Below are 14,828 nucleotides of genomic sequence, written 5' to 3' on the forward strand. Positions count from 1 at the left end.
CGCTCGGGCAGCGCAGCCCCGCACGACGCACACTTCACCGTGCATTCCCTCCGGGTCCCGGGTCTTTTCCACCCGCGCTACCACGGTAGCCGCCCAGCGAACGCAGCGAGACACGGGCGCGGATGCGACCCCACCTGGTCGTGCGCGCATCGAGGTCGCGACGCAGTTCGTCGACGGCTCGCCACACCTGGTCGGCATCCCCCTCTGTCGGCTCGGCGAGACCGAACGCGGAGCGGTCAGCCACCGAGGCGAGCAGAACGGGCCTCGCTCCGCCCACGTGTTCGGCGACTTCGGATCGGGTGGGCGATCCAGGCGGTGTGTAGCCGTGATCGAGCGCGGTGTCCGCGAACTCGAGCCACGCACCCGCGATGCGTCCACGTGGCAGGACCCGTGACGACCGTCTCGCCCGTCTGCGACGCCACTTGGCGGCGATCACGGCGAGGAAGGGCGAGGCGACGAGCGCGGCGATCAGCAGCACCCATCCGAGCACGGTGAGCACCGTGAGCAAGATGCTCAGCCAGGCCGGCAGATGCTTCACGTGCTGCTGAGCGACGTGCGCCTGCGGCGGAGGGTTCTGGTCGCGATCCGTGGTGTCCTTCGGCGGGTCGACGACGGACTGCGGACGCGAGATCTGCTTGGGCACGTCGGGCTGCTTCTCCGGGATGGACCAAACCTGCGGGTTGGGGTCGACGTCGACCCAGCCGTCCTGAGCGGTCTGCACCTGGATCCAGGCGGTGATGTCACTCCCCTTCACCGTGACCGTGTTCCCGCTCGGGGCCACCTCGAACCCGAGCACGACCCTGGCAGGGAACCCCAGCTGCCGCGCCATCAATGCCGCCGTCACGGCATACTGCTCCTGGTCGCCCACCATGGGAACCTCGGTGAGCAGAGCGTCGATCCGATCGGCGCCGTGACCGGACAGGCTCTTCACCTGACCGTCGAGGCCGTGGCTGATGTACCCGGTCTCGGCGAGCCGCTTCAGCACGAGCGCCAACCGCGCGCCAGGCGTCGTCGCGTCGCCCTGAAAGCGGTGAACGGTGTCGACGAGATGATCCGGAAGCACATCGAGCGCGGGGAGCTGTGCTTTCCCGGGGCGCGCCGACGCGAGCTCGGCGATCGTCTTGGACGGCGTCGGAGACGCCGTGAGGCTGTACGTGTCACCGGATTGCAGCTCGCTGACATCGGCCATGCTCGCCGTCACCGAGTTGTAGTAGAAGCCGTCACCCAGCGCGGACGGGTCGGTGCCGCCGAACGAGATGCGCTCGAGGTCGCCGAACGTGGGCAGCCAGGGTCCCTGCAGCCCATCGATCGTGACGTCGACGGTCTGTGCTGCAGCGCCGTTCGCGGTCGTCATCGGCCGGGACACGGTGTCAGGGATGCGCGCGAAGGCACCGGAGTCTCCCGGCTGCATTCCGACCGCGTAGACGACGCCGTCATACGTGTCGAGGGTGGCGATCCGCACCCGCTTCAGATCGCTCACACCGTGCAGCGTGAAGAGAGCTCCGTCCGCCTGATCCGGCTGCAGGTACGACCGGAAGCCGGACAGCGGGCTGGGGTAGTCGCGCGGATCGAACGGCGGAGTCGTCGCCGATCGCGCCACGGTCCGTGCCGCGCTGGACGGCAGCCCGACGGCCAGTCCGGCACCCATCGCGATCGCCACGGCGAGAGCCACGACGGCGATCACTGCCGACCGAGCCGCCGCGACGGAACGCTCGCTACGGCGCACGCCATCGGCGTGCTCGCTCGCCAGCGAGACGAGGCGGGAGAGGCGCCTGCGACGGCGCATCCAGACGAGCCAGACGACGCTCAACGCGACGATGCAGAGAGTGAGCGGAAGGGGGGTGGCCGACGTGTCGGAACCGAGCACGATGGCCAGGCCGAAGACGACGAGCGGTGCGACGAGGGCGAGCTCCGGCATCCGGGAGCGCAGTGCGGTCGTCACGGCGACGACCGTCGCGACGAAGGCGAGCGTATAGGCAGGCGTGAGCAGCGCCTGGTACGAGCCCACCGGGACGCTGATGGTGACGAGCTCCTTCCAGCCCACCGCGATGGTCCTCACGAGGTCGAGGAAGCCCTGCAGCGTGGGAACCACCCGCCACAAAGTCTCGTCCGGCACCGCGAGCGGCACCCCGACGAGGAGGAAGACGACGGCCGACACGAGCGCCGTGACGAGCGAGGACCAGCGCCGCCATGCCCCGACCACCGCGACCGCGGCACCCGCGAGAACGGCTCCGATCCCCATCACGACGAAGTCGAGATCGCGATAGACAGGCCAGAAGGCGGCGACGCACGCGGCCGTCAGCGCGATCACGTACGCCGTGCCGACGATGCGGAAGAAGGCGTCCCTGCGGTTCATGCGGCGCTCGCTTTCGCGAGGCTGGAACGCAGGTCGTCGAGATATCCGATGGTGAGGATGCTGACGTCACCGACCCGACGCAGTCCGGGCAGGTCGCCCGGAACGCAGCGCACGGCGACGACCTCGACGCCGGCGTGGAACATGGTGGCGGCGTGCCGCAGGTGGGCGGAGGACACCGTCGATCCGCACACCAGGTAGGCGACCGACACGTCGGGTGCCTTGTCCGCCGCGACCTTCGCCACATCGGAGATGCGCAGCGCGGCCGACACCAGTTCGACCCGGCACAGGGCGTCGAGCAGCCGCGTCGGCGTCACAGTGTCGAGCTCCCGGACGTCGAACACCTGCTTTCTGGCGAAATCAGGGGTCTGCTCGCTGATCACGAACGCCACGGAACGTCCGTCCCGCACGGCGCGCACGCCGATCGAGGCCGCGGCGCTCACGGCGAGCTCGAACTCGTCTTCCGACGCGAAGTCGGCCTCCGCCAGCGACAGCGCAACCATCAGGTTGCTGCGCCTGGTCTGCTCGTACTGACGCACCATGAACGCGCCGGTCTTCGCGGTGCTCCGCCAGTGGATGTGCCGCCGCTCGTCGCCCCTGGCGTACTCGCGCAGCGCGTGGAACGACATATCGCTCGTCGTGAGATCCCTCGTCGAGCTGCCCTCCAGGTCGCGCACCAGCCCGGAGCTCATCCCGGGGATCGCGACGGTGAGCGGATGCACGAACAGCTCGGCGGTCTCCTGCCAGTCCGTCTCGCGGCGCAGCAGCCCGACCGGATCCGCACGAACGGACCGCACCGGCCCGATCGTGACGACGCCGCGCCGCGTCGTCGGCACCAGGAAGACGTCGCGGAACTCCGCACCCGGTCGCAGCCCCGGCATGGCGAACTCGGCGACACCCTCGCCGACCGGCACCTCGATCCTGGCCGAGAGCAGACCCCGTTTCGTGGGGTTGGAGACCACCACGTCCACGGGCGCGGACACGCCGACCACCACCCGGGGATTCGGCAGGTGCAGCGCGGCCCGGTAGGCGACGAATCCCAACTGGTACAGCACGGCGACGACGAAGAGCGCGATGCCGACCCATCCGAAGATCAGCGACTCCGACAGGCCTGCGGCATAGCCGACGACGAACGCGGCGATGGTGACGAGCGCTATGCACACGCCGGCCACGGTCACGACACGATGGACGGCGCGCCAGATGCGCGAGCATCCGTCCGCGAAGGTCCGCCAGCCGCGCACGGACGCCACGATGGCATCGGCGAGGCGTCCGTCGCGCGCGCCGACGATCCGGGTCCGAGCGTTGTCGAGTCCGGTCGTGTCGGAGTGCTGGTCGAGGCTCACACCGGGGTCCTCACACCGCTGTCCCGTCCAGGGGCGGCGGGGTCTCCAGTACGACGCCCGCGATGACGCTCTGCGTCGTGACGCCGTCGAACTCGGCTTCCGGATCGAGCACGATGCGGTGCGACAGCACCGGCTCGGCCAGTGCCTTCACGTCGTCTGGCACCACATAGGGGCGGCCCAGTCCGGCCGCGTACGTCTTCGCCGTGCGGATGAGCGAGAGTCCCCCGCGCACGCTGACGCCCAGGCGAACCCCGTCGGCATTGCGCGTGGCGTCCACCAGTCGCGACACGTAGTCGTTGATCGCGGGATCGACGTGCACGGCGCGCGCCAGCTTGGACATCGTGGTCACCATGTCGCCCATCACGACGGTCGGGACGACGGTGTCGTGCGCCGAGTGGTCGGCACCCTCGAGGATGCGCACCATCGACGCGTGATCCGGGTATCCGATGGATGTCTTCATGATGAATCGGTCGAGCTGCGCCTCCGGCAGCCGATACGTGCCTGCCTGCTCGATCGGGTTCTGCGTGGCGATCACCATGAACGGGGGTGCGAGACGGTGGGTGACGCCGTCGACGCTGACCTGCCGCTCCTCCATCACCTCCAGGAGCGCGGACTGCGTCTTGGGGCTTGCACGGTTGATCTCGTCCGCCAACACGACGTTGGCGAACACCGGGCCCTTGTGGAACTCGAAGTCGCCGGCGCGCTGGTCGTACACGCCGACGCCCGTGATGTCTCCCGGCAGCAGGTCGGGCGTGAACTGGATGCGGCTGCTCGTTCCCGAGATGCTCTCGGCGAGAGCACGCGCCAGCGACGTCTTGCCCGTTCCTGGCACGTCCTCGAGCAGCAGGTGTCCCTCGCTGAGCAGCGCCGTGACGGCGAGCCGGATGACGTGCGTCTTCCCGAGCAGCACCCGTTCGACATTGGAGACGATTGCGTCGACCGTGCTGGCGAACCAGGATGCCTGATCCTCGGTGAGCGGGGTGAGTTGCCGCGACGAGGCGGCGGGGGCATCCGGCATGGCGGGGATCCTCTCGTGCGAGTTCTGACGATCTGCTGACTGGCTGCGGCCGGGCAGCGTGTCATCCATCTCGGCGTTCAGGACGTCGTTGCTGCTCATTGCGGGTACTCCATCGTGTAGGTCTTGCCGCCGTTGGCCGTGACACGCACGGTCAGGGTGCCGCCTGGAGACGGGCAGGTCCCCGTCGCCGGCATGGCGGCAAAGGCGGCGTCGTTTCCGCAGCGGTAGTCGACGGCCTCGTAGCCCGGGCCCGTGGGGATGGACGACCACGTCAATGTGCCGTTCGCGTCCGCCTGCACGGTGGCCGTCGCGTTCACGGCGACGCCGACCACGTCGGGTCCGACCGGATCCGACCAGGTCGTGAGGCTCACGCCGCCCGGATAGCTGGCCACAACGCCGATCATCACCGTCAGCCCTGAACCGAACGTCGTGGTCACGATGGATCCGCCCGGCGAGATCGGCTGCGAGGTGGAGCCGCCGTCGAGGCTGTACACGTAGCCGATGCCCGTGGCACCCGGTCCGGCTTCGGCGGGGCTGGCGCCGCCGAAGACCGGGAAGAACACGCCGTTCGGCGACGATCCCTGCGGAGCCATCGAGATCGATACGGACGTGGGTTTCGACGGGTACGAGGCCGGAGTGACGCCGATCGATGCGGAGGTCGTCGACCCGACGCCGTTCGTCGCCGTCACCGTGATCGTGGTCCGCGCTCCTGCCGTGAGGTGGCACACGGCGGATGTCGCGCCGGGTGCGACGGCATCGCAGGATCCTGCCGACGGCGTGACGGTGTACCCGGTGATCCCGGATCCGTTGTCCGAGACGAGACCGCCCCACGAGACGGTGACGCCGCCGGATCCGTCGCCGGCATCCGCCACAGTGGGCGAGCCCGTCCAGATCGGCTTGCCCGCCGGGACGACGGTGACGGGTCCTGCGGTGTTCCAGACCGGCTGGGTGCCGTAGAAGTCGTTCATCGCGGCGACCGAGACTGCCACCTGTTGTCCGTTCGTCAGGCCTCCGATATCGACGGATGTCGTGCCTGCGCCGACGACGCGCACGATGGATCCCACTGTCACCTGATACTGCGTCACGGCGCTGGCCGAGCCACCCTGGGCCGGGGCCGTCCACGAGACGTGCACCGACTGGTCGTCAGGGGTCACCGACAGGTTCGTCGGCGCGCCCGGCACCACGTTCGACCAGACCGCGTCGGAGTACGCGACCGGATCCGAGGTCCCTATCGCGTTGTTCGCCGTGACCCGCACGGTCACGGCGTTCTGCGGACCGTTGCCGGGGGTCGGCACGACACACGTCGTCGCCTGGCAGACCGTGGATCCGACGACCGCGCCGCTCGAGCCGACCAGGGAGACCGTGTATCCGGTGATCGGCGAATTGTTGGCGGAACTCGCATCCCAGGCGACGGTCAACTGGCGGTCGCCGACGCCCGTGATGCGCAGGTTCGCCACCGGACCGGGGCGGTCCTGCACGGAGATGGTCACGGTGCCCCAGGTGTAGCGGTCGGGGTCGCCCGTGGCATCCGCCACCTCGTATTGCAGCGTGGTGTCGACGGGCTGCGCGTCCTGCGACACCGAAACGGTGAGCCGGGATCTGTCGGCACTCGGCGTGACCTGCACGCCGGCAGGCAGCGCGGCATCCGACGCTCCTCGCACGGCCACCACCGTGAGCGGCGTGGACGGGAACGGATTGGTCGCCGCGTCATTGGTCAGCACGTCCACGCTCGTGGTCGCCCCGCGCCTCGCGATCACCTGGTCGGGCTGCGGCACGGCGAGCGGTCTCGTCGACGGCACAACGGTGATGTCGATGCGCCCGGCCTTGCCGTCGTTGACGGCGTCGCGCACGCCGACGATGACGCTGAGATGCGTGCCCTTCGGGGTCTTGTCCGACACCTGCACGGTGAGCTGCTGGCCCTGCAGTGAGACGGATGCCCCGGCCGGCTTCGGATCGAGCACGCGGTACTGCAGCTCCTTCTGGTCCTTCGCGTAGGGGTACCGCGTGAGCTTCACGAGATCCAGCGTCTTCTGCTGGCCGGGCTCGAATTCCACCTGCGCGCCCGTGAACGTCGGCGGCTGGTTGGTGCGCGCCGTCACGTCGATCGGAAGCACCAGGGTGGCGATGTGCGCGCCGCGGGCGCCGGATGACGACCCGTCCGTCACCTCGAACGAGATGGATGCCGGGCCGAAGTACTGCGCAGCACTGGTGAACACGAGGGTGTGGCTGTCCCGCACCAGGCTGTCGCCGTTGGCGTGCGTGGCGTGCACGTGGGAGGCATCCGTCAATCGCACCTGCTTGCCGCCGGCCGTGACCACGTAGTCGTCGAGGTCGATGACGAGCGTCTTCTCGCTCGGCACGGTGAGTTTCGGCGCTCCCGGTTTCAACTGGGGAAGGGCGTCGTCGTAGCCCGGCACCCAGATGAAGCCGTACGAGGCGACGGAGGCGTCGTCGGGATGGGCCACCTTGAACGGGATGATCTGCGACTTGTCCAGGATCTTCACCTGCACCCGGCCGTTGGTCGTGATCGTGGCTGTTGTTCCGTAGCCAGGCACGAGCGAGAGCTTGAGACTCGAGACCGGACCGTCGGCGAAGAACACGTTCGCCAGCGGATTCACCGTCACCTGGCTACGGCCGAGGATGTCGGCCAGGCTCACGACGGTGTCCTGGACGACGGGTCGCGACAACGGGGCGTCCTTGCGCACCACGACGGTCAGGAAGTTCGAACTCGTGCCTCCCGTGTCGTTCTGCGCGGTGTAGATGAACCCGTATCGTCCTTCCTTCTGCGGTGCCGTGACCTTGACGACCTTGCCGCTGATCTTCGCCTTCGCGATCCCCGTGGACGTGCGCTGCACCGACGTGATGTGCAGTGGACTGCCGTCGGGGTCGAAGTCGTTGGCCAGCACCTGTACCGAGACCGTTCGTCCTGGCCGCACCGTCACCTGATCCTCGACGGCCACCGGATTCCGCGCTCCCCCGGTCTGCGGAGCGATGCCGACGCGTACCGTCCCGTCGGCGTGCGCGCCCAGCGCGTCCACCACCGTGTAGTCGAACGTGTCGGTTCCCGCGGCGTACTCGCCGGCCTGGTAGTCGATCCAGTCCGATCCGACCGCCGTCACCGCGCCCTTCTGCGGGTTCGTGGACTGTCCGATCAACTTCACGGAGTCGCCGTCGGGATCGATCCCGTCGAGCGTGATCGGGATGCGCACCGTGTTGCCCGAGAGAACACGCGCCGTGATGGTGCGCGGGATGGGCGGACGGTTCGACTCCGAGTCCACCTCGCGCACCGAGATGGAGACCTGGGCCGTCGCCCACTGACCGTCCGCGTCGTCGACGCGATAGACGGCGGTGTAGTTTCCCGGCTTGTCGGGCGCCAGATACCGCAGCTGGTTGCCGGAGGCGAAGAGCAGTCCGTCGCCCTTCGGCAGCGGCGTCGGCAGCACCGTGTCCAGCGTGAGATCGTCGCCGTCCGCCTGCGTGTCGTTGTCCAGCACCGGGATGTCGATGGCGTCGCCCGCTCGCACCGTCGCAGAGTCCGGAGTGGCCACCGGCGGCTGTCGCACCGCGGGCCGCGGTATCTCGACAACGCGAACGCTGCCGTCGGTCTGCGCCGTCCCGTTGCTCACGGTGTAGGTGAACGAGACCGGTCCGCCGAGCGGCCTGGTCAGCGTCACCCTGAGGATCCTCTGGTCAAGCACCTCGACCTTCACACCGACGGACTCCGCAGGCGACTGGGCCGACGTGATCAGCAGAACCCCGCCAGCAGGATCGAAGTCCGTCGCCAGAACGTCGACCTCCTGCGAGCTCTGCTGCTCGATGAAGGCGGTGTGCGGAACCGTCACGGGAGCGTCGCCCGCATCCTGCGGGGCACTGACGACCACGCGCACTTCACCGGATGCCGTCGTCGAACCGTCCGTCACCGTGTAGTCCACGTAGTGGCTGCCTGGCACATCGGAGGAGAACCCGAACGTCCCGTCGTCGAAGTTCGGACTCAGCGTCACATCCGGTTTGTCCGGAACGGATGCCAGTCGCACCGGACCGACTCCGCCCCTCACGTGACCGAGCGGCGAGATCGTGATCTCGTTTCCCGCGATGGCGGTCGCGACGAAAGGCTCGGCGATGATCGGCACGTCTGTCGGCGGCCGCACGGTCACCGCGAGTGTGCCGTACCCTTCGGTCCGGCCGTCCGAGACGGCGAGCGCGACGTTCTGCAGGCTTCCGGACTTGCCGGCATCCGTGTAGACGACGGTTCCCTGTGGTGTGGAGCTGGCGCTGTTCGGCGCCGCAGTGGTGGCCGAGCTGAGATAGACGGGATCGCCGTCGGGGTCGTACCAGTCGCCGAGCACGTCGGCGGTCACTCGGCCGCCGGCGCCGACCGTCGCCTTCGTGGACCTGACCTGCACCGGTGCCGAGTTCTCGTCCGCCGCGCGGACCGTCACGGTGACATGGGCGGTGGTCTGACCGCCGCGACCGTCGCTGATGGTGTAGTCGAAGTCGATCTGCCCGTGGGCGTCCGTCGGAAGCGTGATCTGCAGTTCCTGGTCGTCCGCCGTGCGCTGGATGCGCGCCGTCGCCTGCGGCACCGGTGTGAACGAGTCGATGACGAGCACGTCGCCGTTCGGGTCGTAGTCGTTGAGCAGCACCGGGAGCGGACTCGTCACGCCGGGCCGTGCTCCGAAGTGGTCGTCGACGGCGATCGGCGGCACCTCCGCCTTCTCGTACGTCGGCGGCTTGTCCTCGATGTTCTCTTCGGTCTGCTGTTTGTCGTCGTTCGGCTTCGCGAAGTCGGCCCAGTTGTCGATGAGTCCGTTGCCGTGCTGCACGGACCACGAGGTTCCGTGCGTGGTGTCGTTGAGCACCACGGTGTTTCCGTTGACGCGGAAGGCGAGATTCGCGCCGGGTCGCACGTCGCTGAGGGTTCCGCCGCGACCGGCGGCGCCGCCCGTGCACGAGCGCCACGTCCGCCCCGTGTTCCAGGCCGTGTACAGGCATCCGTTCACCCACACGGGAGCCGCCGCGATGCCGTACGACCCCTCGACAGCGGTGCGAACAGCGCCTCCGCTCATCGGGATCAGGTAGACGCCGGACTCCGAGGCGACGGCGAGGTCGCTGCCTGTGTCGGATGCCTGCTGCAGCACCGCATCGCCGCCGACGGCATCCGGCAGCGTGCGGCTGCCCTCTGCCGTGCGGAGCCGCCGCGACTGCGAGTCGTACACCGCCCACTGGCCGCCGACCGACGTGATCTGCAGCGTCGAGGTCGACACGGACGAGCGTCGTGTGGGAGCGGACGCCTTCCACGTCTGTGCGACGGAGTCGCCGCCCGCCGCGTCGATCCGGTACACGGTGCCGGATTGCGGCGAGTAGGCGAACAGCACGCCGTCGGGCGCCAGGGAGGTGACGATCTTGCTGCCGAGATCGATGGTCGGCGCCGACGAGGAGGTGAAGGAGTCGAGATCGGTGAGCGGAACGAGCCAGATCTGTCCGGTGGTCCGCGACTCGATCACGGCCTTCGAACCTGCGATGCCGACCTGTGGATCACGCGGCGGAAGGGCGACCGCCTTGCCGGCTGTGACCGATGCCGGGTCCACCTTCGCGACGGTGTTGTTCGCCTTGTCGACGAGCAGCACCGATTTGCCGCGCTGCGCGACATCCAGCGACTCACCGGCGGTGACCGCAGAGTTGAGCGAGTTCACCTGCGTGTTCGCCCTGCCGAGCATCTGCGTCGCCGAATTGGTGACCCAGACTGCGGCATCGCCGAGCACCATGCGCTGCTGCACGAAGCCACCGGAGACGATCGCGATCGTCGCGACCAACGCCACGACGACGGCGCCCACGACGGCGGTGATCGCGACGGAGCGATGGTGCGTGAAGAGCGAGCGGATCACGGCGAGCCGGCTGGATCGACGCACTTCGGCGTGCTGGGCGCTCCTGTGCGGCCGGAGCGGTTCACCGTGACGGTGAGGCACACCCTGTGCTGCGGAGCGTCGACGGTGAACGTCGAGCTGCGCTGCACGCTCGGGGCGCCGCCGTCGACGCTCACCTGGTATTCATCCGACGGCGAGATGCCCGGATCCGGCCAGCTGAACTCCACGGATCCGCCGACCAGCCGGCCCTCGACATCGTGCACGGTCGGGATGTCCGACGGTGACCCGGAACGCACGAGCACGGTCGACAGCGTCACGATGAATGCCACTCCGAGCACGACGCAGACGGCGATCAGCCACGCGGCGCCCTTGCTCAGCCGGGTGGCTGCGGCACCGGAGGTCGCGCCGGTCTCGCGCACCGGCGCGACCTCCCCCGCCTGCGGTTCGGGATCTCTGCGACGGCGGCGGCGCTGCGCACCGGTCACGGCAACGACGCCCTTCACCCGGGTCCGATCGTCGTCTTCGACGGTGGGGGCGGCGACCCAGACATCCGTCGCGACATCGGCCGGAGTCGGCGCGAATCCGAGCTCCGCCTCCACTGCCTGGAGGTCGCGGATCAGCTCGAGGACACTCTGCTGGCGCGCCTCAGGCTTCTTCGACATCGACCGACGCAGCACGGCCTCGAGTCGCGGAGGCACGTCGGTGCGGCCGATCGGTTCGGGCTTGGCGCGCTGAATGCGCGAGATGAGCTGGGCTGACGAGTTGTCCGTGCCCGGCACCTCGAACGGCGACCGTCCGGCGATCAGCGAATAGACGGTGGCGCCGAGCGCCCACACCTCGCTTGCGACGGTCCCTGTCGTCTGGTCGGTGATGACCTCGGGCGCCGACCACGGGATCGACAGGCCGACGGCATCCGCAAGGTCGACGTCACCGACGGTCGCCGCGATGCCGAAGTCGGAGAGCACCGGATGCCCGTACGCCGTCGTGAGGATGTTCGACGGCTTCACGTCGCGGTGCAGCACCCCGGCTCGGTGCGCGGTCTCCACGGCGCCCGCGATCTTCACGCCGATCGCGAGAGCGTCGGGAACGCTCAGCGGCTCGGCGCGGTACCGCTGGTTCAGCACCGGCGAGCACAGTTCCATCACCAGATACGGCCGCCCGTCGGATGCCACGCTCGCCTGATAGACGGTGAGCACGGCCGGATGCGAGCTGAGCTGGGCCATCAGGTTGGCCTCGGCCTGGAACATCGCCCGCACGCTCGGCGTCACGACCTCGCTGAGCAGCACCTTGACGGCCACCTGGCGTCGCGGCATGTTCTGCTCGTACAGGAAGACGTCGGCGAAACCGCCGGATCCGAGCGCACGCACGTACGAGAACCCGGGAAGCACAGGCGGGGTTGACGGCAACCTCTTGACCATGACACCTCCCGTCAGCTGGGTCGTCCTCGTCCCCGGGCGGGGTCAACGTGCACCCATTGTAGGCGGGAGCAGTTGCCGGCCGCCTGGGGTCGGCTGAGGCCGGAACCGCACGGCTCCGACTCGGAGTTTCAGCGTCTTCTGCCTGTGCGCCGTCCAGCAGGCAGAGGCGCTTCAGGGGTCTCGAGCACGTCGACGACGACGACCGTGACATTGTCGCGACCGCCGTTGCCGAGCGCGGCGTCCATCAGCTGGCCGGCGGCGTCCAGCGGGCTCGAACCGACGGTCAGGAAATGGCGGATGCCGTGCTCCGTCAGTTCCTTCGTCAGGCCGTCCGAGCAGGCCAGCAGCCTGGTGCCAACGGTCAGCGGAACGAGACTGAAGTCGGGCACGGGATCCTCGTTGAAGCCGACAGCACGCGTGATCACGTTCGAATGCGGATGCACCTCCGCCTCCGACGGCGTGATGGCACCGGCGTCGAGCAGCTCCTGCACGATCGAATGGTCGACCGTGAGCTGTCGGAGTTCGCCCTCCTCGAGCTCGTACACCCTGGAGTCCCCGATGTTGAAGACCAGCCAGCTCGGTTCGCCGCCGACCATCGTCAGGGCGAATCCGGTCACGGTGGTCCCCGTGCCCAAGTCGCTCTGCCCAGCGCCCTTCTCCATGTCGACGACCGCATCGCGGAGCGCCGTGTCGATCGAGGACTCGTCGACGAACGACGGCGCGGTGTGCTCCGCGAGCCTGTTCACGACGGCGGCGCTGGCGACATCGCCCGCCGAGTGTCCCCCCATGCCGTCGGCCACGGCGAAGATCGGGGACTTCGCGATGAAGCTGTCCTCGTTGACTGCGCGCCGGTAGCCCTTGTCTGTGACGGATGCCCACGCCAGCGTGATCCGTGCGCCGTCCTTGCCGGGGACCGTGATGTGGTGCCTCTTGCTGCTGCGCCCGATTTGTGTCACGCGGGCGTCCTCTCGGGTGGGGTCTGCAAGCCGGGCCAATCGACGATCGTGTCGGTGCGGCGCGCTCACCGTGCTACGGGGGTGATCTCGATGATAGTCCCGTCCCCGATTTCGACCGTGGCGGCCCCTGGCACGGCGAACGATTCGCCGGGACGCAGCCGCCTCGGTCGCGCACCGGGAACCGTGATCGACGTGCCGTTCCTCGACCTCAGGTCGGTGACCACGACGACGCTCCCCTGACGCTCGATCCTGAGGTGCGATGCCGACACGACCTGGCCTGGCGAAGGAACCGTGACCAGCAGGGGCTGGATGCCGTGCCTGCTCGTCCCCGCCGGATGTCGTCCGACGATGATGGGCGCGTCCAGCAGTACGGAGTCCCGGCCTCGGACACCGACGCGCACCGGGGACGGTTCAGCCGGCGCGTTCGAGACGGATGCGGGGGCACGACCCGGTGCGGCGGCCGGCGACGAGGCTGCGCTCACCGGCGCCCCGACGGACATGCCTGGCAGCCTGTGCGTGGACTGCTGCGGCATCGCGGCAGTCGGCTCCAGCTCGCCGGGCGCTGAGCGCTTAGCCTTCGAGGCGGCCGCTTCGCCGTCGAGCGAGGCCGGATCGTCACGGTCGAGTTCGACCGGTTCGACCGTGCGCTCCTGCCGGTCGGTGGGACGCCCCCGGGGAGTCGCCTGTTCCGCCCTTCCTCGGCGTGCGGCGGTTCCATCGGCCTCGGGAGAGCCCGCGTCCCCGTCGCTGGAAGGCTTCGAGCTCGCGCCGGCGCCCTGGCTTCCACCCTGATCGGACTCCACCGGCGGACGGAAGAATCGGGCGACGGATGCCCGCGCCACCGTGAGCTCGTCCGCTTCGCGTCGGAGAGCATCCGGTGCGGGACGATCCGTCGCGTCCTCGAACGGTGCGAGGTCGCCGATGCGGTGCCGCTCGACCGTTTCCTCCGCGTCGAGGACGCCGGCCGTGTCGGACGGCTCAGCGGTCCGCCCTCCGTCCGGCCCGTCCGCTCTCCCGGGCTGCCCTCCGTCCGGCTCGTCCGCTCGCCGGACGGATCTCCCCGCGAGCGGCGACCTGCGCACCGTGTCGTCGTCGAGTGCGGCCGCCGACCGGACGTATCCGACGTCGCCGTCCGTCGCGTCGGCGTCCGAGCGATCGATCGAGTCCATCGACCAGAGGAGCGATCCGGCGTGCGCGGTTCCCAATCCGATTGCCAGAGCGCTCGGGTTGCGGTGCGTCACGGCGTCGAATCGCCGAGCGGGACCGCCTAGACCGACCGCCACCACATCCCGGAACGTGGCGATCAACCAGGGCTGGACGCCCGACGAGGAGAACCTTCGCGATCCGCCCTCCGAGTAGAGATCGACGAGAGCGCGGCCGCGTGCGACGGCGGTGACGCGCCAGCCGTCGTCGGCAGGCTCATCCAGGTGGACCACCGCGAACGAATCCACGCCGTCGGGACCGGCGGGAATTGCCGACACGATCGCTTCGAGCGCGGCATCCGCCGAACGCGCCAGCTCGGTCAGGGCTTCGACACCGCGTTCACCAGGTCCGGATTCGATGAGCGCGACGAACGTCTCCGCCGCAATCGCGATCCAGTCGTCTTCCGGTGGGCGTGGGACAGCGATATACACGAATCCGTGCTCGCGACCGAACGGCTGCGCTGCGCCCACCGCCCCCCCCTCTCGCCCGACGTCATCGGCGTTGCACGTGGACGGCTGACGGGTCCCGCTTGTGGCGAGCGGGGATCCGCCCGGCGCCTGGACGCGGCCGGTGCCTTCCGACGGCAAACCCGAGTGTAGTGTCGGCGCGGATCGCGTCCGCACGGGACACGTCCCTAGCCGACCGAGCTCTCATGCTCCCCGCGGCGCGACGG

The 14,828-nt window shown here is 69.2% G+C and carries 7 protein-coding genes; all 7 read right to left on the bottom strand.

The annotated features are described in order from the left end of the window. Positions 1 to 34: 34 nt before the first annotated feature. Positions 35 to 2,356, bottom strand: coding sequence for a DUF4129 domain-containing transglutaminase family protein (locus tag ACX9R5_RS15000; protein WP_459409848.1), 2,322 nt, complete (start codon positions 2,354 to 2,356; stop codon positions 35 to 37). Beyond that, positions 2,353 to 3,696: a DUF58 domain-containing protein gene (locus ACX9R5_RS15005; protein ID WP_459409849.1), complete on the bottom strand. Its 1,344-nt coding sequence runs from the start codon at positions 3,694 to 3,696 to the stop codon at positions 2,353 to 2,355. The genes ACX9R5_RS15000 and ACX9R5_RS15005 overlap by 4 nt, the downstream gene beginning before the upstream one ends. 10 nt (positions 3,697 to 3,706) lie before the next feature. Further along, complete coding sequence (locus ACX9R5_RS15010; protein ID WP_459410103.1) at positions 3,707 to 4,714, bottom strand: AAA family ATPase; 1,008 nt, start codon at positions 4,712 to 4,714, stop codon at positions 3,707 to 3,709. Between the two features lie 95 nt (positions 4,715 to 4,809). Then, on the bottom strand, positions 4,810 to 10,623 hold the full coding sequence (locus tag ACX9R5_RS15015) for an Ig-like domain-containing protein (protein WP_459409850.1): 5,814 nt from the start codon (positions 10,621 to 10,623) through the stop codon (positions 4,810 to 4,812). Then, positions 10,596 to 11,996 (bottom strand): serine/threonine-protein kinase, encoded by a 1,401-nt coding sequence (locus tag ACX9R5_RS15020; protein ID WP_459409851.1) that lies wholly within the window; start codon positions 11,994 to 11,996, stop codon positions 10,596 to 10,598. Before ACX9R5_RS15020 ends, ACX9R5_RS15015 begins: the two co-directional genes overlap by 28 nt. A 128-nt stretch (positions 11,997 to 12,124) precedes the next feature. Then, the gene (locus tag ACX9R5_RS15025) at positions 12,125 to 12,952 is read right to left on the bottom strand and encodes a PP2C family protein-serine/threonine phosphatase (RefSeq protein ID WP_459409852.1); all 828 of its coding nucleotides are present in this window, start codon (positions 12,950 to 12,952) and stop codon (positions 12,125 to 12,127) included. A 65-nt stretch (positions 12,953 to 13,017) separates the two neighbouring features. Continuing rightward, positions 13,018 to 14,625, bottom strand: a complete 1,608-nt coding sequence (locus ACX9R5_RS15030) for an FHA domain-containing protein (protein ID WP_459409853.1) — start codon at positions 14,623 to 14,625, stop codon at positions 13,018 to 13,020. Positions 14,626 to 14,828: the final 203 nt, after the last annotated feature.

The organism is Rathayibacter sp. CAU 1779 (genome assembly GCF_054551755.1).